Origin of the sequence: Extibacter sp. GGCC_0201, assembly GCF_017566055.1 — a bacterium.
In the GTDB taxonomy this organism is placed as follows: Bacteria; Bacillota; Clostridia; order Lachnospirales; family Lachnospiraceae; genus Extibacter.
In genome coordinates this window covers 1-20,682 of sequence record NZ_JABFCH010000003.1, presented here as the reverse complement: position 1 = coordinate 20,682, position 20,682 = coordinate 1, and the positions used below count along the sequence as shown (strand labels likewise).

Here is a 20,682-nt window from a genome sequence, read left to right as displayed (position 1 = left end):
TTTTTTCTCCAAAATATTTAAATCTTTTCCAGGAGCTTACGCGTTATATATATGTAAGACGTTTTACAGACAGAAAGAAGGTGCCGGAAACTGGACGATAAAGAGATAATGCAGTATTATGATGAAATCTTTCGCTTTGCATATTACATGACAGGCAGCGAAGATGCCGCCTGTGACTGTACGCAGGAGACATTCCTGCGGTTGATCCGGTTTTATGACACCTATGTGGAAAAACGGAAGTTCAAGGCATGGCTGTTCCGTATAGCACGGAATGTCTGTTATGACTACTTCCGCAGGCAGAAAGAGGTTCCGTCAGAAGACGTCACGCTTGGCAGGATGCCAGATAAGGCGGAGACGGACAGGAATCTCAGACATCTGGAGCGGGGACAGGTCATCAGGGCAGCGCTTGAGAAGCTGCCTCGTATGCAGAGGGATGTAGTAATTCTGAGATTCTACCATGAACTTTCTATAAAGGAGATAGCGATTATAACGGATAGCAAGATACCGACTGTCAAGTCCCGTCTGCGCCAAAGCATCGGGAAGCTTCGGCATCTGCTGAATGAGGAGGAATTGATTTGAGCCTTTCTAAAACAGAAAAAAAACTACAGCTGCTTCTGAACGAATATAAGTGTCCGGAGGCAACCCCGGAACAAAGAAATGCCATGATACATGCGCTTCAAACGGAACGTGCCAGAGCTTTTCTGCTAAGCAGGAGCAACTACCGGATGCGCCTTATGACACAGATAGTCTACATTCCAAAGGCTCTCTGGCTTATACAGGGCATCCTGCTGATACTTGGGCTGTGGGTCATTATGCATGCTCCTAGGTCCGGAGCGCTCACCGTCTTATCGGTGGGCGCACCGATGCTGGGCGTCACCGTGTTTCCGGTACTGCTTTGCAGCTTTTCGGACGGCATGTGGGAACTGGAGCAGTCTGCCAGATACAGCCTGAAGGAGATATGCATCATGAGGCTGCTCATATTCGGGGTGGCGGATACGTGCATATTAGCTGTCTTTTTGGCAGCGATGGTACGGGCTGGCTCGTCATTGAGCAGTTATCTCTACTGGGTAGTCGTTCCGTTCGCCTTATCCAGTTCCGTCTACCTGTATCTCATACGTAAGATAAGAAGAACCGCCTCCGGCTATATAATCGTATGTGCAGGAGCTGTGTTAAGCTGTGCATCTCTGTATATACAGGGCTACAAAGAACGGATAGAGGATGTACTTGCAGGGAGCATGGGCACTGCCGTCTCAGCCCTCCTGCCCATCGCAGCCGCAATCATCCTCGGTGTCCAGATCTGGTCTTATGTAAGGTTCATCGGTCAAAAAGAGAAAGGATGGGATGAGATATGGAATTACAATTAGAGCAGGTCACAAAATATTACGGAACGAAGCTGGCTGTCGACCGGCTGGATATGAGCCTTGGTCCAGGCGTATATGGGCTTCTTGGAGCAAATGGGGCGGGCAAGACGACACTGATGCGCCTGATATGCGATATACTGGATCCGACTTCCGGTATGATTCGCTATTGCCATCAGGATATCCATCAGATGGGAGAGCAGTATCGGAGCGTATTGGGATATCTGCCTCAGAAGTTTGGATATTATCCGGAATTTACCGCGCTCAGATTCCTACTTTACATGTCAGCGCTAAAGGGGCTCGACAAGGCGGCTGCCATGGAGCGCTCCACAGAACTGCTAAGGCTCACCGGACTGCTTCAGGAAAAGAACAAGAAGATCAAAACATACTCCGGGGGAATGCAGCGCAGGCTCGGCATCGCCCAGGCGATGCTGAATGACCCTTATATTCTCGTGCTGGATGAACCGACATCAGGCCTTGATCCCAAAGAGCGCGTTCGTTTCCGGAATCTCATCAGTTCCTTCTCAAAAGATAAGATCGTGCTCCTGTCTACCCATATCGTGGCCGATGTGGAATACATCGCAGATAAAATCTTCATCATGAAGAAAGGGCGGCTGCTCAAAGCCGGAACGCTGGAAGAGATTACATCGGAGACAGGGGGCATCGTGTGGGAATGTGCGGTATCTCCGACCACCGCGGCAGCGATGGGGGAAAGGTATACGATTGTCAATGCAAAGAGGAAAGAAGACAAGATCATCTTACGAATCGTGTCAGAGGACAGGCCATCAAAGGATGCGGTACAGACAGAAGCGACGCTGGAAGATATATACCTCCATTATTTCAGCGGGGAAGGAGATGAGATCTATGATACAGCTGTTTCGTTTTGAATTTGGCAAGCTGTTCCATAAGAAGATCGTCCTGGCAGCGCTTGGAGCCTATGTGGCCGTTATGGCCATACTGCTCGTCAACCAGAGTGCTGCAGGTCTGGTCGTTAAGACTGCAGACGGACAGACATATCACGGAAGGGAAGCCATGGCATATGATAAGGCTGTCACAGACCGGTACAGTGGAACACTGGATGCCGATAAAGTGAATGATATCCTTCATTCAGCCATCGCATCCGGTAATCCCGAAGCGCTAGCGTATGAAGGAGACTGGATGACGAAATCGATAGCCGCCATGTTCGTCCTGGATTCTTGGGATGAGGCAGAGCCGGTGAGCGGCGATGACATAGAAGAGTTCTATCCGCAGACGAAAGAAAATCCATTCGAGATAGGTTATACGAGAGGATGGGAGACGGCCATGGTGTGCATAGAATCCATGCTTCTCATAGCTGGATTTCTGATAGTCATCACCGTGGCGCCGGTGTTCTCGGAAGAATACGCAACTGGTATGGATGCCCTCATACTGACGGGGAAAAAAGGGAAAAGCACCTGCATCTATGCCAAGATTCTGGCATCCGTCAGCTTCTCCGTCCTGCTCGGTCTATTTACCATTGGTGTGCCTGCAGCGACAATGCTGATACAATACGGAACCACAGGGTGGGACGCGTCGGTACAGGTAGCGGTGCATGGATTGTTCTGGTCTGTACCTTATACGGTCAGCTGCCTGTCTGCACTGGTGTTGGTCGCTGTATTTGCACTTGTCGGCTGCATACTTCTGACATGTATGACCCTGCTTCTGTCCGCACTTTCCAGGAATTCATTTACGGCCGTCCTGTCTGCCCTGTTCCTGTATGTTCTTCCAATCGTGCTGATCGGTAAGCTGGATATACTCCTGTTCAACCAGCTTCTGTCTATCATGCCATCGGGCGACTTCAATATAGCCTTGGTGCTCGGCATGAAGGATATGAGTATCGGTGCGCTTGATATTCCGATGTCATGGCTGAATGTCATTCTTACGGCCATGATGGGCATCGTCGCCTGGGCCGGTTCGAGAAGAATATTCGGAGGCCATCAGGTAACATAGGACGTATGAAAAGAAGCACCGATCATAAGACAATTTGACCGGTGCTTCTTCTATGTAAGGGTTCTAATCAAAAAAACGGAATACGCCGATTACTTTGCCCAATATCTGGACGTCACGCACGATGATGGGATCCATCGTGTCATTCTGCGGCTGCAGGCGGATAATGCCTTCTTCCTTATAAAAAGTCTTGACCGTAGCTCCGTCCTCCACAAGCGCGACTACCATCTCTCCGTTGCGTGCGGTCTTGCGTTCCTCCACCAATACGTAGTCCCCGTCAAGGATACCGGCATTGATCATGCTTTCCCCTTTAACCTTGAGCATGAATGTCTGTTTGTTCGGCATATATTCCATCGGGATAGGGAAGTAGTTCTCGATATTCTGCTCGGCTAGAATGGGTTCCCCTGCGGCCACGCGGCCCAGAATCGGCACGTTAACCATTTCCCGTCTCGTAAAATTAAAGGAATCATCCAGAATCTCGATTGCTCTAGGTTTGGTCGGATCTCTGCGGATATATCCGTTCTTCTCCAGCGTCTCCAGATGGGAGTGGACCGAAGAGGTGGATTTAAGATTTACGGCTTCGCAGATGTCACGCACTGCAGGTGGAAATCCCCGTTCGAGTATCTGTGATTTTATGTATTCTAATATTTCCTGCTGCTTTGGACTGATTTTACCTTGTGCCATAAGAAACCTCCTTAATTTCATCCGTACTTTCTGCTTTTATACTTATTCTATCATAGCAAAAGTAAAAAAGCAAACAAATGTTTAGAAAATATGTTCGATTAATTATCGGAATACTATTGACAAACGTGCGTTCGGAATGTATAATCCTCTTATAGAACAGTTGTTCGTTTCGACAGAGAGTGACAAGGAGGGGAAGTTATGAATGCACACAGGTTATATGCGGCAAGCAAAAGAAGAAGACAAGTATACATGAAGAAATTCACGGCAGCGATATCGGCACTCGTATTGGTCCTGTGCATGAGCGTCCTGCTCGGCTGCAATTTTTCTGATGCCAGCGGCAGCCGTGAGGAAGCCCCGGTAGAACACAGATATTACAAAAGCATTGAGATACAGCCAGGCGATACGCTCTGGGGAATCGCGGAAGAATTTATGACCGATGAATATAGTTCCGTGAATGAATATATTAATGAAGTTAAGATGATCAACGGACTGGATTCTGATGATATCCAGGACAGCCAGTATCTGACCATAGCGTATTATGATACTGCGTTCAGATAGATATATAAGCTTTTATAGCCTTATATATATTATACTCACCTATTGGCGGCATGTCCGAAAGAGCAGTGAAGCATTTATATACAGGACATGCCGCCGTTATACTGTGCATATATCTATACGACAAATACCGATTTTTCCAAAAGATATGGACAGGATTATCTAATAATGATATAATCACATTAATTCAGGTGCTGCGGACAGCTCTGAATATGTCAGGATAAGGGGGATTTTATAATTATGCCAGAACCGAGAACCTATCACGAACAGACACAGATTGACCAGACGCTGCGTCTCAGGGAAGTCCTAAAGACGCTGCCGCCATTTGCAAAGGATTATTTCCGGGCGATGGAACCAAAGTCATCGGCCAGGACGAGGATCAACTATGCTTATGATATAAGGGTTTTCTTTCATTTTCTTATGGAGGCCAATCCAAGCTATAAGAATTATTCGATAGACCAGTTCGAGGCAGCCGATCTTGAAAAGCTGGAACCGGTTGATATAGAAGAATATATGGAATACCTGAAGGTATACAGGCATGAAGACGGATTGATCACGAACAGTGAAAAAGGCCTGTCCAGAAAGATGTCCGCGCTCCGGAGCTTCTATGGATATTATTTCAAGCATCAGATAATCACGAAAAACCCCACTTTGCTTGTGGACATGCCAAAGCTGCATGACAAGGCGATCATACGTCTGGACGCGGATGAGGTCGCCCTGCTTCTTGATTATGTAGAGACGTGCGCAGGCAAGCTATCCGGACAGGCATTGACGTATTACCACAAGACAAAGGACAGGGACCTGGCGATTCTGACTCTGCTTCTTGGAACCGGAATCCGCGTATCGGAATGCGTCGGACTTGACCTGACGGATGTGGATTTCAAGAACAATGGAATTACAGTGACGCGTAAAGGCGGCAGCCAGATGGTCGTCTATTTTGGAGAAGAGGTTGAGAAGGCGCTGAAAAGCTATATAACCGGGGACCGCGCGGCCGCCACTCCCCTCTCCGGCCATGAAAATGCCCTCTTCCTCTCTACCCAGCGCCGTCGTATGGGAATCCAGGCGATGGAGAACATGGTGAAGAAATACGCCCGCCAGGTGACCCCGAACAAAAAGATTACACCACATAAGCTCAGAAGCACCTATGGAACTTCGCTTTATAAAGAGACCGGCGACATCTATCTTGTGGCTGATGTGCTCGGCCACAAGGACGTCAATACGACGAAGAAGCATTATGCCGCCATCGACGAAGACAGACGCAGGAAGGCGGCATCTGCGGTAAAGCTGCGGGAAGGCTAGAGCTTCCCGTCCTGCTGCTTCAGAAGCAGGATGGGAAGAAAGATTCCCGCACAGAATACGCAGCCAAGAGCCATTCCCCAGCTTATTCCCATAAAATCGCTGACGATTCCCATAATCCAAGGGCCAAACATGCCGCCAAGCCCTCCGCATGCAAAATAAATGCCTTGTATCCTGGCAGAATCCCCATGTGGCAGGCTGGAGATAATAGCGGTCCCTGCCGGGAAGATAATAGAGTAAAAAAGGCCGGTGAGCGCTGCGCATATGACGAACAGCGACGAGCCGAATATACCTAAGAACATGCAGATGAAAGCGGCTGCCGATGCAATCAGTACACATCTTCTACGCCCTATCCTGTCTACGAAAACGCTTCCTAGTAACCGGCCAAGTGTTATGCCGATATAGAACATGGACAGGAACCTGGAGCTGTCTGCTATGGAGAACAGCTTCTCTTTTCTATAGAAATCTACCATCCATGTCGCAACTCCCATTTCTGCCGCCATATATGAAAAGTTAACCAGATACATGAGCAGGATTCCTTTTTGGGAGAAGCTGCCGCGTATGCCGAATGCTTCGTTTTCCTTCTGCGACTTTGCTTTCTTCCGCATCGCCTTAAGCTTTGCAGATTCATTTATGAAGCAAAAGTAAATGGTGGCGGGCACGAGAATCAGCAGGCCATATCTATAGACCATACGCCATGATAGGCCTGCATTGAGCATATATCCTGCAATGGCCGGTGACAGGATGGCACCAAGTCCGGCAATGGCAGTCAGTATGCTGAGATACCCGCCCTTCTTATCCGGATAGCATTCTGTAATGATATTACATCCAACCAGTTCTAATGCGCCAAGCCCCATGCCCATAAGAAAGATGAATATGATGAGCAGAGGCATTGCAGAGGAAAATGAGTATCCGGTGACGCCCAGTGACATACAGATTCCGGCGAAGACCAAGGCTGCTTTCTGTCCACAATAATCCGTCAGAAAGCCCGCCAGGAAAGTTGCGGCAAAATACCCTGCATATTGCCCCATAACGATAGTCCCGCCAATGGAATAATTAAAGTTCATATCTTCCAGAAGATTAGATAAGGTAGAGCCTTTCAGACTGTCGAACAGCCCGAAGAGCAGATAACTTAGGAGGCTTGCCACGGTGAGCATAAGCCATGGATTTTTTTTGAATTTAAGCATAATATACCTCCGGGTAAAAAGATGTTCTTGCAGCCAATTTTTTTCATGATATAATTATAACAGCTAAAAAGACAAAATAGTAATAGGATTCAGCCAGTTAATATGACAATACAGTCAAGATATGGAGGAATGAAATGCTGACATTTGGTGATACCACTATCGACAGCCAAAGACATGAATTCTTAGAGGATGGGACGGCGGAATTTCCTGTCGCATGTTATTTTGATGATTTGAAACAAAAGTCAATACCATGGCATTGGCATGAGGAATTAGAGGTTGGAATCGTACGTGATGGAATCATTACCGTCACAACGCCGGATGGGCAATGTAAGCTCACGAAAGGAGAATGCTTTTTCATAAACAGCAGCATACTGCATATGATGCAGAGCCAGAATGCAGAGGGCTGTTCTACAGATTCTCTGGTATTCCATGCCAATCTGATCGGGGGTAACATGGACAGCGTCTTCTGGCGTAAATACGTACGGCCTATTACGGCAGACTCTGGGATTACGATGCTGCCACTCAATAAAGCAGACCATAATGAGGCTAAGAGCCTCATACAGTCCGCCTGGCTGGAATGTCTTCACAGCGATTATGGTTTTGAAGTGAATGTCCGTTATCTACTGACACGATTATTTGTGTTAATTAATCAAAATCATCCGGAAATATCAGCTGCTAATCAGAAAAGAACAGTCCAGCATAGCGAACGGATAAAAACAATGCTTACGTATATAAAGGACAACTTTTCAGAAAATGTCACTGTTCAAAGTATTTCAGACAGTGCTTCCATCAGCGAAAGCGAGTGCTTACGATGTTTTCGGAATGTACTCGGTATCTCACCGATAGCATACCTGAAAAAATACCGGCTGCAGCATGCGGCTGAATTATTGGACGCGACGCAGTGGAAGATATCGTACATAGGACAGCAGTGCGGCTTTAGTGAGATGAGCTATTTTTCAAAATCCTTCAAGGAAATTTACAAGTGTACGCCTTCCGAATACCGGATACGGGACAGATAGCCAAAGACAGCCCTTTTGGAATGGAGCGGCAGATGCCGCCCGTCTCCCAGGAGGGCTGTCTTCCTTAATATATAATTTTATGGTTCTGTTTCATATATAAAATCATATAACGTCTGATACATTCGGCCCGGATCAATCGGCTTGGCAAGATGTGCGTCCATTCCGGCCGCCTTGCTCTTCTCGATATCATCGTCAAAGGCATTCGCAGTCATGGCGATGATAGGAATATCCACTGCGTCAGAATTGCTGAGGTGCCGTATATTGGAGGCGGCTGTCAGCCCGTCCATAATCGGCATGCGGATATCCATGAGGATGGCATCATAGTATCCCGCCGGGGATTTGCTGAACATCTCCAGCGCCCGCAGGCCATTTTCTGATGTATCCACCTGGAACCCTTTGCTCTCCAGCAGCATTACGGCCACCTCGGTGTTGATGGCATTATCCTCGGCCAGAAGGATCCGTTTGCCTGTAAAGTCATAATCCTCAGGCTCCGGCTTCTTCTCCTGCTCTTCTTTCTCTCCCAGAGCCTTTGTAAATGCGGATATCAACGCTGACTTGAACATCGGCTTGCTCATCAGCAGATTTACGCCTGCCAGCTTCGCTTCATGCTCAATCGCCACCCAGTCGTAGGCTGTCATGATGATAATGGTGACCTCTGGCCCTACGATAGACCGGATACGGCGCGCGGTTTCAAGCCCGTCCATCTCCGGCATCTTCCAGTCTATGAGAATCATGTCATAATAGCGGCCCTCTCCCCATAATTTCCTTACCTTATCCACCGCTTTTCTCCCACTGTCTATCCACTCTGCCGTAATCCCCATCTCATGCAAGGTCACGACAGCGCTTTCACATACAGCCACATCGTCGTCTACGACAAGCGTCTTCAGATGAGAGAAGTTATACACCTGCTTTTTCTGATGGTGGCGGAGCTTCTCTTCCTCGCTGATTCCTAATTTGACGTCTACCGTAAATTCGGTACCTATTCCTTTGATGGACCGCACCGCAATATTGCCGTCCATCAGGTCTACGATATTCTTGGAGATGGCAAGCCCCAGTCCCGTACCCCCGTATAATGCGGTCGTTCCGGTAGATTCCTGTGAGAATGGCTCGAAAATATGGGGCACAAAATCTTCATCCATGCCGACACCCGTATCATTTACGATGAAGCGCAGAACTGCATCAGACTTGGTCTTTCTCCGTTCTGCAGCAGAAAACGTCACTTTACCTCCTTCGCCGGTGAACTTGATGGCATTGGACAGGATATTGATCAGCACCTGCTGAAGCTTCATCGCGTCCCCTACATAGTAATCATCAAGAACCGGGTCTATGATACATTCATAATCCACCTGCTTGGCAGCGGCCTGTGAATAGCAGATAGAATTGATGCCGTTCAGAAATTCTTCGGTTGGAATCCTTTCACTTTTCAACAGCATCTTTCCGCTCTCAATCCGGCTCATATCCAAAATGTCGTTAATCAAAGACAGGAGGAACCGTGAAGAGATGCCTATCTTGGATATGCAGTCCTCAATCTGCTCGTCGTCACCAATGGACTGGGCCGCTATGGTGCTCATACCGATGATGGCATTCATAGGGGTGCGGATTTCATGGCTCATGCGGGAAAGAAAATCTGACTTCGCAGCGTTGGCCTGCTCGGCTGCCACCAGCGCGCCCGCAAGTTCTTCCTTCTGCTTCTGCTCCTGTCTCACTACATCTGTAACGTCTGCCCTTGTCATACAGACGCGCCCCAGGTCCTCGTTGATAAAGAACACCTGGAATCTCTTGACCCGTATGCCGCGTGCCTCTTTTAATTCCAGTATAAAAGTGTACGAATTCTGATTTGCCAGACGCTCTTTCATATAGGTATAGTCCAGCTTTTCCAGAAATTCCTTTTCTGCATCTTCTTCCATACACCGGCCGGCCACTTCGCGGATCTGCTGCTGAAAGTCTCCCTGTAGAGGAATCGACTGGTCCCACTCATCAGAAAACCCGACAAGCCGGTATCCGGAAGTTGTAATGTCAATCTCAGTGATGATATCATAATCGAGCTTCGTAATCTTCTTCAGCAGCTGTTCCTGCAGCCTCTGCTCCGTAATGTCCTGCGTATAGAAGAACATCATCACATCGCCGGTTTCCGGATTGAGGCAGGAACGGAAGCTGGAACCGCTCCAGAAGGCTGTTCCATCCTTACGCCTGCGAAGAAAGCTGAAATTATAATCCACCTTTCCGGCCGCGTAATCCGCCAGTACCTTCGAACGTTCGAGCGTTTCCCGCAGAAGATGCCCGTACTTCTCTTCCACGGCTGAATCAGCCAGGTTCTCAACCGTCTGGTCGTAAGTGTCCCCGACACGGGATACGGCAACATTCGCTGTCGATATGTAATTCTCCATCTTATTCTGTGTGATATTGATACGTCCCTGAAATGTACCGTCCTTCGATGAAAGCTCTGCAAAATAAGTCATCTCCTGCTCATACAGTTCATTGACCCGTTCCTGCAGACGCTTTTCCTCAGTAATATCTACGAGTACACAGTAAAAATGCCGCTCCCCGTTCTGCTCTGTGAAGAGCTGCGCTTTGACAGAAGCCCATTTGAGGCTTCCGTCTTTACAGACAAGACGGTTCTGGTTTTGAATCGTATTGCCGTGCTTAAGCTGGCCGTTCAGCTTATCCGGCATGACAGAGAGGTCCTCCGGATAGATGACGGCCGACATCCGGTTCCCCATAGCGGCAAATTCTTCTCTGCTGTAGCCGAGGAATTCAAAGAGCCCGTCGTTGGCCCCGATTACTGTAAAATCCTCATCAAATCTGCACTGGAACACGCCACCGGGGATATTATTGTAGAGATGCAGCACTTCTTCCTGCGCCTTTTTCTGGCCTGTAATATCGACACAGACAGACGAGATTGCGTCCCTTCCATCTTCAGCGACCGTCCTCCGGCCGACATCATGAACCCATATATAAGTTCCATCTTTCTTCTTCATCCGGTAATCCACTGCATATTCATCACCCTGCTCCAATTGGACAGCGACTTCTGCATCTACCATCTCCTTGTCGTCCGGGTGCATACAATTGGAAATCATGCCGCCGATATCCGTATAAAAATCATCTTCATCTTCATAACCAAGATAATCCAGCATATTACGGTTGATAAAGTAGAACGGGAACCCTTCTTCTATGTATCCTCCCATCATACCGCCCGGGACAGAATCGTTCAGCAGCTTCTGACGCTGTCTGGCGATGTGTTCCATAACCAATGTCTGCGGATAGTGCTCGCCGCCGGTCTGATTTCTGCTTGGCTCTGCCACATGAATGCTGAATATCTTCCATATGCCCTGTTCCAGGACAAGGACATAGAATCCCCGCAGATACCAGGTGTACATCGAATTCTTAAGTGTGATTTCCACAGAAAGGCTCCGTACGCCTTCCGTTGGCGACTGCTCATAGATAACCGACATATCACATGCAAAAGGCTCCATAATCTCTGAGATGTCCTGTTTGAGATAGTCTGTCATCGCCTCTTTGCCCCGGGCGGCTTCATTACACCCGCTTCCCACGAAGCTTATGTTATCCGACAGGAAGGATATTGTCGCTTCCAGATCACGCAGTTCAAACCAGCTTTGGCAGAATTGTTTTACTGTTTCTAACGCTGTTAATTGTCTTATCATATGTCACATCCTTTTTGTATGCAGCAGTGGCCCTTCATTCCCCGCTTGGCACGGTATAATGCCTTATCCGCCTCAACGATTATATTGGCTATGGGCACATCATAATCCCATATGACGACACCACCTGTACAGCTCGTAGCAAAGTGCTCCGTCAGCTCGCCTTCCTGGAAAGCCCTGCAGATCTCCTCTCCCTTTTTCAGCGCTGTATCGACCGCTCCCATCTGCCTTATGACGGCAATAAATTCATCGCCTCCGAACCGGGCCAGAATATCGCTGCTTCTCGTGTGTTCACTGAGCAGCGATCCAAACTTCTTAATAAGCCGGTCTCCGCCCTCATGTCCATACGTATCATTAATCTGTTTCAAATCGTCCAGATCAAAAAGATATACTGCCAGAGGGGCATCTTCTTTGCGAAGCGCTCTGGATGCCTCGCTGAGTCCCCGGCGGTTCAGAAGTCCAGTCAGATAATCCCTCCCCGCTTCTGCCTGTAATGCCTGTTCCCGCTCATAAGTCATCGTACGCCTCATCGCATGAGCCAGCCGCCTTTCCATCATGCTGGAAGAATAAGGCTTATATGCAAAATCATCGGCGCCTGCTTCGATGGCCTGTTCTTCCATACGTATATCCGGCTGCCCGGTGACAATGACCGGGATATTCCAGACGTTCTTCTCCCTCTGGAGAACTTCCAGTATAGAAAAGCCGTCCATATCAGGCAGTGTCAGGCTCAGGACGACCGCTGAGATCTCACGTTCAAAGCGTATGATAAAACCCAGAGTCTCCTGTCCTGTAGCTGTCTCCGCAATCTGATACCTCCCGCCAAACAGGCTTCGCAGTTCACGGCGGTATGTTTCATCTTCTTCCGCTATGAGTATATATCCAAGCGATACTTCCCCTTGCAGGCTCTTACCCGGCGGCGTGTCCTTTTCAGCTACTTCCGTATCCAGCCGTTTCAGGAGCGCCTCGAAATCGTCACATGGCATGGGACGTGCAAAAAAGTAGCCCTGCACGAAATCACAGCCTATCTCCCTCAGCCGCTCCAGCTGTTCCCGTGTCTCCACACCTTCCGCCACCACACTTAACTTCATCCACCGCGCAAGTCCCATGATGAAGCCCAGTATCCCTTTGTCAATCGGCTTCGCAGTCTCGCTCTGGATAAATTTCATATCCAGCTTCAATATATCGAGAGGCAGCTGGTTTAGCATATTCAGGGAAGAATATCCGCTTCCAAAATCATCCATCTCAATGATAAATCCCAGTTTCCGAAGGCGGCGGACGGTAGTGATGATCTGTTCAGGGTCCTCTGTATAGGCACTCTCTGTAATCTCAAGATGAAGACGTGAAGGGGGTATGCCATATGTCTGGACGGTCTTCATCAGGACCTCTGTCAAGTCCACCTGATAGACATCGGCCCGGGATACGTTGACAGATATGGGTATGGGCGGATAACCCTTCTCATCCCATTCCTGCATGACAGCACAAGTTCTGTCCCAGACGTACTGGTCCAGCTTGGTTATAAAACCATTCTTCTCGAATAATGGTATAAAGGCTGCCGGAGACTGGATACCCCATTGCGGATGTTCCCAACGCACAAGCGCTTCAGCACCGGCCAGCCTGTCGGTGCTGATACTGTATTTGGGCTGCAGATAGATGACAAACTGTCCTTCTGCCAGGGCCTCTTCCATGATATCTGTTATTGCCTGCTCGTGCAGCATTTGATTACGCAGGTCATCATCATATCTTGAATAGTGCTTTCCATACTGGCCCTTAATCTTCCGCGCCGCCAGAAGTGCACGGTCACACATCTGTCCTACGGCGAGCGTACGGTCCTCGACGGCATAGACGCCCCATTTCATCACAGTATTACGCATGTTGCTTATCTTCCCGAGTTCTGTGTCAGCCTGCACAAAAAACTCATCTGCATAATCATATCTGCGCTCCAGCAGGCAGGCAAACTGATCCGCATGCAGACGTCCGCAGATGCCCTTATCGCCCACGAGCTTTGCATAGATTGATGCTATGCTGCAGAGCAGGCGGTCACCGGCAGGTACTCCGAAGATATCATTCACAAGCTTAAAATTCTCAATGTCCGAACAGAGGATATCATATTCCTTCTCCGGATTATGTTCAAGCGTCTCCTTCACCCTGCGGTAAAAGAATTCCTTGCTGTACAGACCTGTCAGGCTGTCGAACTGGAACTGGTTGATGATGGCAGCCGTCTCCCGCAGGCGGATGATGCTTGCAACCCTGCGCAGTATCGCCTGCGGCCTGTATGGCTTTGTGATAAATTCGGTGGCCCCGCTTGACAATGCCGCAATCTCATCTTCTTCGCTGTCGCTCTGGGTCGTTACAATGACAGGAACCGATGCGAAAGATGGCGTTTTCTGTATGACAGAAAGAAAGGTATGCCCGTCCATGACCGGCATGACTATGTCGAGGAGAATCAAGGATATCTCATCGTTGCATTTTTCCAGTACTGCGAGGGCTTCCTGACCGTTTTCCGCCTCGAGCACTTCATATTCCGACTTCAGGATTTCACACAGCAGCATTCGATTGATTTCATTATCTTCCACTACTAAGATTTTCTTTTTCACATTCATGGATATCTCCCCAAGTACCCGGACAAGAAGTCGGACAGGGGGAAATAGTGCCAATTCCTCCTGTCCGGTCCGATTCGTTCTAAATTAGCTGTATCTATAGTTATCTTAGCATATTGTACCATGCGGGTTATCGTTTATCAAGACAATTCTCCATTGCCACAGGCTTGATTTATGATACAATAGAACCATGACAGGAGGTACTGTGCTATGAGTATCAAACGGCTTCCATTCTTTCTTTCCGCCGCTAAATATCTGAACTTTACAGAAGCGGCCAATGAACAGTTCATATCCCAGACTGCCATGAGCCTGCAGATTAAAAAGTATGAAGAGGAACTGGGCTTTAAACTCTTTAACAGAAGCAATACAGGAGTTACCCTCACGAAGGCCGGAGGTTACCTGTATAAACGCTGCCAGTATATCACGGCAGATTACAACCAGGCGGTCTCTCATGCCCGCCAGCTGTCGGAAGAAGATAAGCCACAGGTACGGATCGGTTATTCCGGCGCGTATGAACAGCTTGCTGTCACGCCGCTGGTGACCCGTTTCTACCAGGGGCATCCTTCCTCCCAGGTAGAGCTGATCTATGGCAAGCGGAAGAAGAAAGTCCTGCAGCAGCTGGAGGACGGATACCTGGATCTGGCGGTCGTATCCGATTATGACCGTAACTACAGCCAATGGCTGAAATCATATCCGCTCCGCCATGACATATGCCTGTTCCTCCTCAGTTCCGCCAGCGAATTTGCACAGTGTGACTGTCTGGAATCTTCCATGCTGGCCGGCAAACCGCTGCTTCGTACTGTGGAAAATGATTTTACTTCTTATGAATGGCAGATATGGAACGTAATGAACTTTCTCGGACTTGGCGGCAATGAAGTCATCTATGCCAATGATTATTACAGCATGGCACTGCTTGCCAGGTCAGACATCGGCTTTGGCATCGTACCTGAATGCATGAAAGAGGTACCTATGGCAGGGCTGTCCTATGTACCGATAGCCGGACGTAAGCTGAAGACAAGCTGTTCGGTCATCTATATGGAGAGCAGTTCCAATCCTATACGCGAAGAATTTCTGATGACGCTGAAAGAGCCGGATGGGGAGACCAATTAGATGATTCAGGCATGATTGTTCAGGCATATAAATAGAGCAGGCTGGAGTACGCGTGATATGACGTCGAATCTTCCAGACCTGCTCTTCTTATAACTATGAACGAACCGTATGTAGCTTATATTATCAATTATGGCCTGTAGGCGCCGTCCACGCTGATTGTAGTGGCAGTGATTCCGTTGGCCAGGTCGGATGCAAGGAAAAGATACACATTGGCAATCTCTTCCGGCTTCAGCATGCGCTTCATCGGGAATGATTTCAGGTAGTCATCCAGTATTTCCGGTGGAAGCCCTTTCGTCATGTCCGTGTCCACGACACCGGGTGCAACACCGACGACACGGATATTCTTGCGTATAATCTCCCGTCCGAGACCATGCGTCAGGCCGATAACCCCTGCCTTGCTCGTCGGATAGCCAACCCCTGACAAGGATCCATAGATACCGGTAACAGAAGCTGTGTTGATGATAACTCCCTGCTTTGCATCTTTCATACACTGGTAGGCGGCCCATGCTCCATTGAACACGCCGACAACGTTGATATCCATCATATGTTTGAATGCTTCCTCTGTCACTCTTGAAAATACAGTATTCATCGTAATTCCGGCATTGTTGATCATAACATCAAGCCTGCCGTACTTTTCAGCCACTGCACCGACCGCCGCCATAACCTCATCCCGTGACGTAAGGTCCGGAGCGAAACCAAGCACTTCTTCTTCCGGATAGAGTTCTTTCAACTCCGCCAGCGCCGTGTCGACCTCCTCCTGTGTCTCGCCGAATATGGATACCTTTGCCCCGTTATCGATGAATATCTTTGCTGCCGAGAATCCAATGCCTCTGGTTCCACCTGTAATAACTGTGATTTTGTCTTGTACAAGATTCATGAATGTTCCTTCCTTTCTTCTGATTAGCCTTTTGTGTGCTAAAGCTTTGATTGATATAACTTTAACATTAAGCACATTATGACATTGGATAAACGCACTGTATATTACAACCTGAATGGTTTACGATTCGCTCCAATACATAACATCCGCGCGGACAAAAGCAGCAGTTTCACTGTCAATTCCAACATCATAATCTTAAGACGTAAATGTGCTGTCACGTAAAAAATCTTCGTGGTTACATATTCAGGAAGCCTGCGTCAACTTTGACCTCTGCACCGGATATATAGCGGGCGGCAGTATCGTCAGCCAAAAATGTAATGAGGTTGGCACAGTCGTCCGGCTGGCCCAGAATCGGCTTCGCGTTTTCAACGTGCGGCGTAATCGTGTGCATCGGAGCCGCGTTGCCCGCACGCATCTGCCAGTCCAGAATTCCGATATGCTTTTCACGGGCCGCCCGGTTGATTTCCGTCTTGATGTTGCAGGGCAGTATGCAATTACAGCGGATTCCCCGTTCAAAGAAGCTGGCAGAGATATTGCGCGTGATGCCTAGCACGGCATGCTTGGTCATGACATAGGTCGTGCCGCCTTTCAGTCCTCTTATCGATGCGGCAGAAGCGACATTTACGATATTAGCAGGCGTGCCCTGCTGAAGGAATATCTTGACTGCCTGCTGGCAGCCTAGGTAGACTGCGCGCTGGTTCGTCTCATATTCATAATCGTATATCTCCTGAGACGTCTCATGGATAGGGAGCTGTCCGTCCAGAACCCCTGCATTGTTGACTACTATATCCACATGCTTGAACGCTTGCAGACAAGTGTCGAACATACGGTCAATCTGTTCCGGAACCCGGACATCCGTCTGCAGAGGAAGGATACGTCCTGCCCCTTTGTCTGCTTCCACTTCTGCCTTCAGCTCTTCCAGGCGTTCCATCCTCCGTGCCGCAGCGACGACGCTCCCTCCTTCCATGGCAAACTGCCGTGCCGCGGCACGTCCGATACCGGAACTGGCTCCTGTCACAATAATCGCTTTTCCTTCAAATCTCATATGATTATCCTCCTTTTTTCCTTGAGCATTATTCGTCTTGCTTCTTCCAGTGCTCTGTAAATCCTTCCCGGTAATGCGGGAACAATTGCTCCAGCTTATAGATGTCGTAAGTCTGCTTCCAGTCAAAGGATGCCGTTATGCCGCGTTTTGCAAAGTCTTCGACCTCTTCGTCTGTGTACCCGAGATCGCGCAGTACCTCCGCGTTATTTTCTCCAAACAGAGGAGCCCCCCATTTAATCTCACCGGGATTGTTCTTCCACTTGTTCACGATGCCAAGTCCTTTGACCTTGCCCATCATAGGATCATCCCATTCGGCAAATACTTCTCTTGCCTTCCACTGCGGATCTTCTGAACAGTCTTTAAGAGAGTATACTTTCTGGCATGGAATCTGGTTTTCCAGCATGATCTTTTCGACTTCATCGACGGTATGCTCTGACACGAATTGTTCCATTGCTGCCTCCAGCCTCCGTCCAAGGTCTGTATCCGCCATCCATCCCGAGATGATCTGGTCTATCTCCGGATCACCGTCACCTGGCTTTGGCAGGCCGATAAGCGGATATCCACGGTGGACCGGTCCATATCCGTTCATGCCGATAAAGATGGTCCCTCCGTCTTTGCACGTATAGAAGCTGAACAAGGCGGCCTGGGAGTCTTTGTTGCCTGTCCGTGGAAATTCTTTTCCATCTGTAAAGTATTCTATCGGGCGCGTATCCAGTATGCGTGCCAGCGACTCATACTGCGCCACGTCTACGGATTCGCCTTTGCCGGTGCGCAGTGCATGTATATAGGCGGCAAGTGCGGTCCAGCACGTGTTGAGGGCCGTAACGTAGTCGCTCAGGTAAGGCGACACTTTCAGGGCTTCTTCCGGTGTGCCGTTAAAGCTCATATAACCCGAAAATGCCTGCCCTACAGCGTCATAGGATGCACGGGATATATAGTCCGGCACGCCGGTCTGCCCAAATCCGGAGACATGGACGATGACAAGCCTCGGGTTGAGCTCCCAGAGCACATCGTCTGTAAGTCCCATCTTCTCATAAGTGCCTCCTTTGGATGATTCGATAAAAATATCCGTCCATTGGATGAGCTTTTTAAATATACCAAGCCCTTCCTCCGTCTTCATGTCTGCAACCATGGATATCTGGTTGCGGTGGTTCTGCGAATAGCCATAATGTCCGCGCGTGCTGTCCGGGTTCTTCGGCGATTCAAAGTGTACGACTTCCGCCCCGGTCTCTCCGAGCAGTGTCGCACCGAACGGTCCCGCTATCGCGCCCCCGCATACAACTACCTTTACCCCTGCAAGTACGCCAAACTGAGGAAAGTTGTTAAGGCCTGTTCCTTCCATCTCTCCATTCTCCTTTCTATAGTTCTGTGTTCATGAACGATATTGCTGTCTTCTACAGCATGGACTGCCCGGATGCCATACGGCCTGCAATCCTTCCATAGAATAAAGCGCCTCCGATAGATGTCCCACAGGTCGGATACTCCGTTCCGAACATTCCGGTGTCCGCCACTTCACCTGCTGCATACAGCCCGGGTATCGGCTTGCCTTCATTATCAAGCACACGTGCTGATATGTCGGTCTCCAGTCCTCCGAATGTAACGGTGACACATGGATGAAGCCTGAGTGCCGCATATTTGGGCCCGTCAATCGGATGCAGGAATCTGGCAGGCTTTCCAAAGTCTTCGTCTTCGCCTTTGGCAACCAGTTGTGTATAACGGTCATATGTTGCCTGCAGCACAGCAGGATCGCACTTGATCATAGCGGCAAGCTCCTCGATGCTGTCTGCGGCTTTGTCACGGCTTGTTCCTTCCACCGCCTGCTTGAACCCATACTGGACACCTCCATAAGGCTCCTCCCCGCTCGTGATGTACCATCCGCAATTGCTTCCCGAGGCTGCCAGTGCATCGGATACATGGTACTGGTAGCTCCATTCATTGACGACCCGCTCGCCCCGTTGGTTGACAATCAGTCCCGATTCGTCATTGATTCCGATTCCGCAGGTCAGGCTCGTATACACTACCTGAATGCCAGGATGCACAAAGTTGCGCGCACCGATCTTCTCGGCTGCCATCAGGCCTTCACCTACATTGCTCTTTGGTGCCGTAGAGAAATAATGAGCCACCGGATACCGGGCACACATCTCCTTATTGCGGGCATATCCGCCAGTGGAAAGGATGACCCCTTTCGTTGCATATACCGTCAGCTTGGATCCGTCAGTCCGCTCACATACGGCTCCGTTTACCTTGCCGTCTTCATCTGTCAGAAGCTCCTTCAGCGCAGTGTTATAGACGATTTCTCCACCCAGGGCATCTACATAGTGGTGCGTCATGGGAGTGGTTATCTCCCCGCCCTGACCGTTGGTCTGTCCGCCGCCTCCCATACTGTTATGTACACGCCACGGCTGCATGGATACATGGATTGCTTCCACGTCCTGTACCTCATAACCCATGGTTGTGAGCCAGTCTAACGTTTCATTCAGATTTTCTATGAGATAACGGTTCTTTGCCGCATCCATGAAATCGCCTCTGCGGTTGCCGACTTCCATCAGATATTCGTAACACATCTCTTTCGTATCATAGATGCCCTGCTGTTTCTGCCATTTCGTCCCTGCTCCCAGGAGCTTTCCCCCTGAACGGGCCGTAGAACCGCCTGTGATGCCCTGCTTTTCTATAAGGACTACGTCAGCTCCGCCTTCCTTTGCTTCGATTGCAGCCGCAAGGCCGCCTGCTCCGGCGCCGAATACGGCGATTTCGACCGTACGAATCTCATCTTTTGGTTCGGGAGCTTCGGGTCCGGGCGCCTCTTTTAACTTTTCCACATCCTCGTCCGTAGCCCCGGCAGCTTTCAGCGCTGCTGCAACCGCATCCAGGATGGCGCTGCTTGTCAGATCAGCCCCGTTGACAAGCGGGATATTCAGTGACTGGTATTTGATAATCTGCGGTGGTATGACCTCGATGGGAGATGTGGGAAGATCCCATGCAAGTCCCCGCACCTCCTTATGCTTGATGATATTGATGTCCGTAATCTCCTCTTCCGTGACAGCCACATTAACGATAAGCTTCCCCCGGTAACCACGGCCAATCCCTTCATATGTGCCTGGAACATATTTTGCCATTCATGCTTCCTCCTTTTCTAATCATTTGTTATTTTAATAACATTAAATTGTTACTTTCATTCTAGCATTTAAAAATCAGCCTGTATAATTTGAAAATAATCCTATGTCATAAGTTTAGTTTATGGCACACGCGCAAATGTGAGTTTAAGTAAAGTGGACGCGGACTGGGAGCCGGGTGGCATCTGCTCCGATGCGTCCGAGGCTCCGACTATTT

Annotated in this window: 16 protein-coding genes; 8 read left to right on the top strand and 8 right to left on the bottom strand. The window is 49.1% G+C overall.

The features are described 5' to 3' along the window. Positions 1 to 108 precede the first annotated feature (108 nt). Genes HJV72_RS02600 through HJV72_RS02585 form a run of 4 tightly spaced genes read left to right on the top strand, consistent with a single transcriptional unit; the run spans position 109 to position 3,326 of the window. Complete coding sequence (locus HJV72_RS02600; RefSeq protein ID WP_208068415.1) at positions 109 to 579, top strand: RNA polymerase sigma factor; 471 nt, start codon at positions 109 to 111, stop codon at positions 577 to 579. After that, positions 576 to 1,364, top strand: a complete 789-nt coding sequence (locus HJV72_RS02595; protein ID WP_208068414.1) for a hypothetical protein — start codon at positions 576 to 578, stop codon at positions 1,362 to 1,364. Before HJV72_RS02600 ends, HJV72_RS02595 begins: the two co-directional genes overlap by 4 nt. After that, positions 1,349 to 2,245: an ABC transporter ATP-binding protein gene (locus HJV72_RS02590; protein ID WP_208068413.1), complete on the top strand. Its 897-nt coding sequence runs from the start codon at positions 1,349 to 1,351 to the stop codon at positions 2,243 to 2,245. Before HJV72_RS02595 ends, HJV72_RS02590 begins: the two co-directional genes overlap by 16 nt. Continuing rightward, positions 2,223 to 3,326: a hypothetical protein gene (locus tag HJV72_RS02585; protein WP_208068412.1), complete on the top strand. Its 1,104-nt coding sequence runs from the start codon at positions 2,223 to 2,225 to the stop codon at positions 3,324 to 3,326. Before HJV72_RS02590 ends, HJV72_RS02585 begins: the two co-directional genes overlap by 23 nt. A 63-nt stretch (positions 3,327 to 3,389) precedes the next feature. Here HJV72_RS02585 and lexA read toward each other — a convergent pair whose 3' ends face one another. Next, a complete protein-coding gene (gene lexA / locus HJV72_RS02580; RefSeq protein ID WP_208068410.1) occupies positions 3,390 to 4,007 on the bottom strand; it encodes a transcriptional repressor LexA in 618 nt (205 codons plus the stop codon). Between the two features lie 198 nt (positions 4,008 to 4,205). Here lexA and HJV72_RS02575 point away from each other — a divergent pair, with 198 nt between their 5' ends. Next, on the top strand, positions 4,206 to 4,565 hold the full coding sequence (locus HJV72_RS02575; RefSeq protein ID WP_208068408.1) for a LysM peptidoglycan-binding domain-containing protein: 360 nt from the start codon (positions 4,206 to 4,208) through the stop codon (positions 4,563 to 4,565). Between the two features lie 237 nt (positions 4,566 to 4,802). After that, positions 4,803 to 5,861, top strand: a complete 1,059-nt coding sequence (locus HJV72_RS02570; protein ID WP_208068406.1) for a tyrosine-type recombinase/integrase — start codon at positions 4,803 to 4,805, stop codon at positions 5,859 to 5,861. On the opposite strand, the gene HJV72_RS02565 is transcribed toward HJV72_RS02570, so the two are convergent. Then, positions 5,858 to 7,045, bottom strand: coding sequence for an MFS transporter (locus HJV72_RS02565; RefSeq protein WP_208068404.1), 1,188 nt, complete (start codon positions 7,043 to 7,045; stop codon positions 5,858 to 5,860). The two genes, HJV72_RS02570 and HJV72_RS02565, sit on opposite strands and share 4 nt — an antisense overlap. Positions 7,046 to 7,179: 134 nt before the next feature. Between HJV72_RS02565 and HJV72_RS02560 the strand changes: the two genes are divergently transcribed. Continuing rightward, on the top strand, positions 7,180 to 8,064 hold the full coding sequence (locus HJV72_RS02560) for an AraC family transcriptional regulator (RefSeq protein ID WP_208068402.1): 885 nt from the start codon (positions 7,180 to 7,182) through the stop codon (positions 8,062 to 8,064). Between the two features lie 77 nt (positions 8,065 to 8,141). Here the strand turns inward: HJV72_RS02560 and HJV72_RS02555 are convergent, their stop codons facing one another. Further along, a complete protein-coding gene (locus HJV72_RS02555; protein ID WP_208068401.1) occupies positions 8,142 to 11,726 on the bottom strand; it encodes a response regulator in 3,585 nt (1,194 codons plus the stop codon). Continuing rightward, positions 11,723 to 14,323: an EAL domain-containing protein gene (locus HJV72_RS02550; RefSeq protein ID WP_208068400.1), complete on the bottom strand. Its 2,601-nt coding sequence runs from the start codon at positions 14,321 to 14,323 to the stop codon at positions 11,723 to 11,725. The genes HJV72_RS02555 and HJV72_RS02550 overlap by 4 nt, the downstream gene beginning before the upstream one ends. A gap of 207 nt (positions 14,324 to 14,530) precedes the next feature. Here HJV72_RS02550 and HJV72_RS02545 point away from each other — a divergent pair, with 207 nt between their 5' ends. After that, entirely contained in the window at positions 14,531 to 15,430 is a 900-nt protein-coding gene (locus HJV72_RS02545; RefSeq protein ID WP_208068399.1) for a LysR family transcriptional regulator, read from the top strand. Between the two features lie 127 nt (positions 15,431 to 15,557). Here HJV72_RS02545 and HJV72_RS02540 read toward each other — a convergent pair whose 3' ends face one another. The 4 genes from HJV72_RS02540 to HJV72_RS02525 form a co-directional block, all read right to left on the bottom strand. Beyond that, complete coding sequence (locus HJV72_RS02540; RefSeq protein ID WP_066576263.1) at positions 15,558 to 16,307, bottom strand: SDR family NAD(P)-dependent oxidoreductase; 750 nt, start codon at positions 16,305 to 16,307, stop codon at positions 15,558 to 15,560. A 235-nt stretch (positions 16,308 to 16,542) separates the two neighbouring features. Further along, complete coding sequence (locus HJV72_RS02535) at positions 16,543 to 17,352, bottom strand: SDR family NAD(P)-dependent oxidoreductase (protein ID WP_208068398.1); 810 nt, start codon at positions 17,350 to 17,352, stop codon at positions 16,543 to 16,545. A gap of 28 nt (positions 17,353 to 17,380) precedes the next feature. Beyond that, a complete protein-coding gene (baiF, locus tag HJV72_RS02530) occupies positions 17,381 to 18,694 on the bottom strand; it encodes a bile acid CoA-transferase BaiF (RefSeq protein ID WP_208068397.1) in 1,314 nt (437 codons plus the stop codon). A gap of 52 nt (positions 18,695 to 18,746) precedes the next feature. Continuing rightward, positions 18,747 to 20,468 (bottom strand): FAD-dependent oxidoreductase, encoded by a 1,722-nt coding sequence (locus HJV72_RS02525; protein ID WP_208068396.1) that lies wholly within the window; start codon positions 20,466 to 20,468, stop codon positions 18,747 to 18,749. Between the last annotated feature and the right edge of the window lie 214 nt (positions 20,469 to 20,682).

Excerpts from the sequence above, each read along its gene's own strand:
- baiF (WP_208068397.1), bottom strand. The coding sequence starts at position 18,694 with ATGGAAGGAACAGGCCTTAACAACTTTCCTCAGTTTGGCGTACTTGCA.
- HJV72_RS02535 (WP_208068398.1), bottom strand. The coding sequence starts at position 17,352 with ATGAGATTTGAAGGAAAAGCGATTATTGTGACAGGAGCCAGTTCCGGT.
- HJV72_RS02560 (WP_208068402.1), top strand. The coding sequence starts at position 7,180 with ATGCTGACATTTGGTGATACCACTATCGACAGCCAAAGACATGAATTC.
- HJV72_RS02585 (WP_208068412.1), top strand. The coding sequence starts at position 2,223 with ATGATACAGCTGTTTCGTTTTGAATTTGGCAAGCTGTTCCATAAGAAG.
- lexA (WP_208068410.1), bottom strand. The coding sequence starts at position 4,007 with ATGGCACAAGGTAAAATCAGTCCAAAGCAGCAGGAAATATTAGAATAC.
- HJV72_RS02550 (WP_208068400.1), bottom strand. The coding sequence starts at position 14,323 with ATGAATGTGAAAAAGAAAATCTTAGTAGTGGAAGATAATGAAATCAAT.
- HJV72_RS02525 (WP_208068396.1), bottom strand. The coding sequence starts at position 20,468 with ATGGCAAAATATGTTCCAGGCACATATGAAGGGATTGGCCGTGGTTAC.
- HJV72_RS02540 (WP_066576263.1), bottom strand. The coding sequence starts at position 16,307 with ATGAATCTTGTACAAGACAAAATCACAGTTATTACAGGTGGAACCAGA.
- HJV72_RS02600 (WP_208068415.1), top strand. The coding sequence starts at position 109 with ATGCAGTATTATGATGAAATCTTTCGCTTTGCATATTACATGACAGGC.
- HJV72_RS02545 (WP_208068399.1), top strand. The coding sequence starts at position 14,531 with ATGAGTATCAAACGGCTTCCATTCTTTCTTTCCGCCGCTAAATATCTG.
- HJV72_RS02570 (WP_208068406.1), top strand. The coding sequence starts at position 4,803 with ATGCCAGAACCGAGAACCTATCACGAACAGACACAGATTGACCAGACG.
- HJV72_RS02555 (WP_208068401.1), bottom strand. The coding sequence starts at position 11,726 with ATGATAAGACAATTAACAGCGTTAGAAACAGTAAAACAATTCTGCCAA.
- HJV72_RS02565 (WP_208068404.1), bottom strand. The coding sequence starts at position 7,045 with ATGCTTAAATTCAAAAAAAATCCATGGCTTATGCTCACCGTGGCAAGC.
- HJV72_RS02590 (WP_208068413.1), top strand. The coding sequence starts at position 1,349 with ATGGAATTACAATTAGAGCAGGTCACAAAATATTACGGAACGAAGCTG.
- HJV72_RS02575 (WP_208068408.1), top strand. The coding sequence starts at position 4,206 with ATGAATGCACACAGGTTATATGCGGCAAGCAAAAGAAGAAGACAAGTA.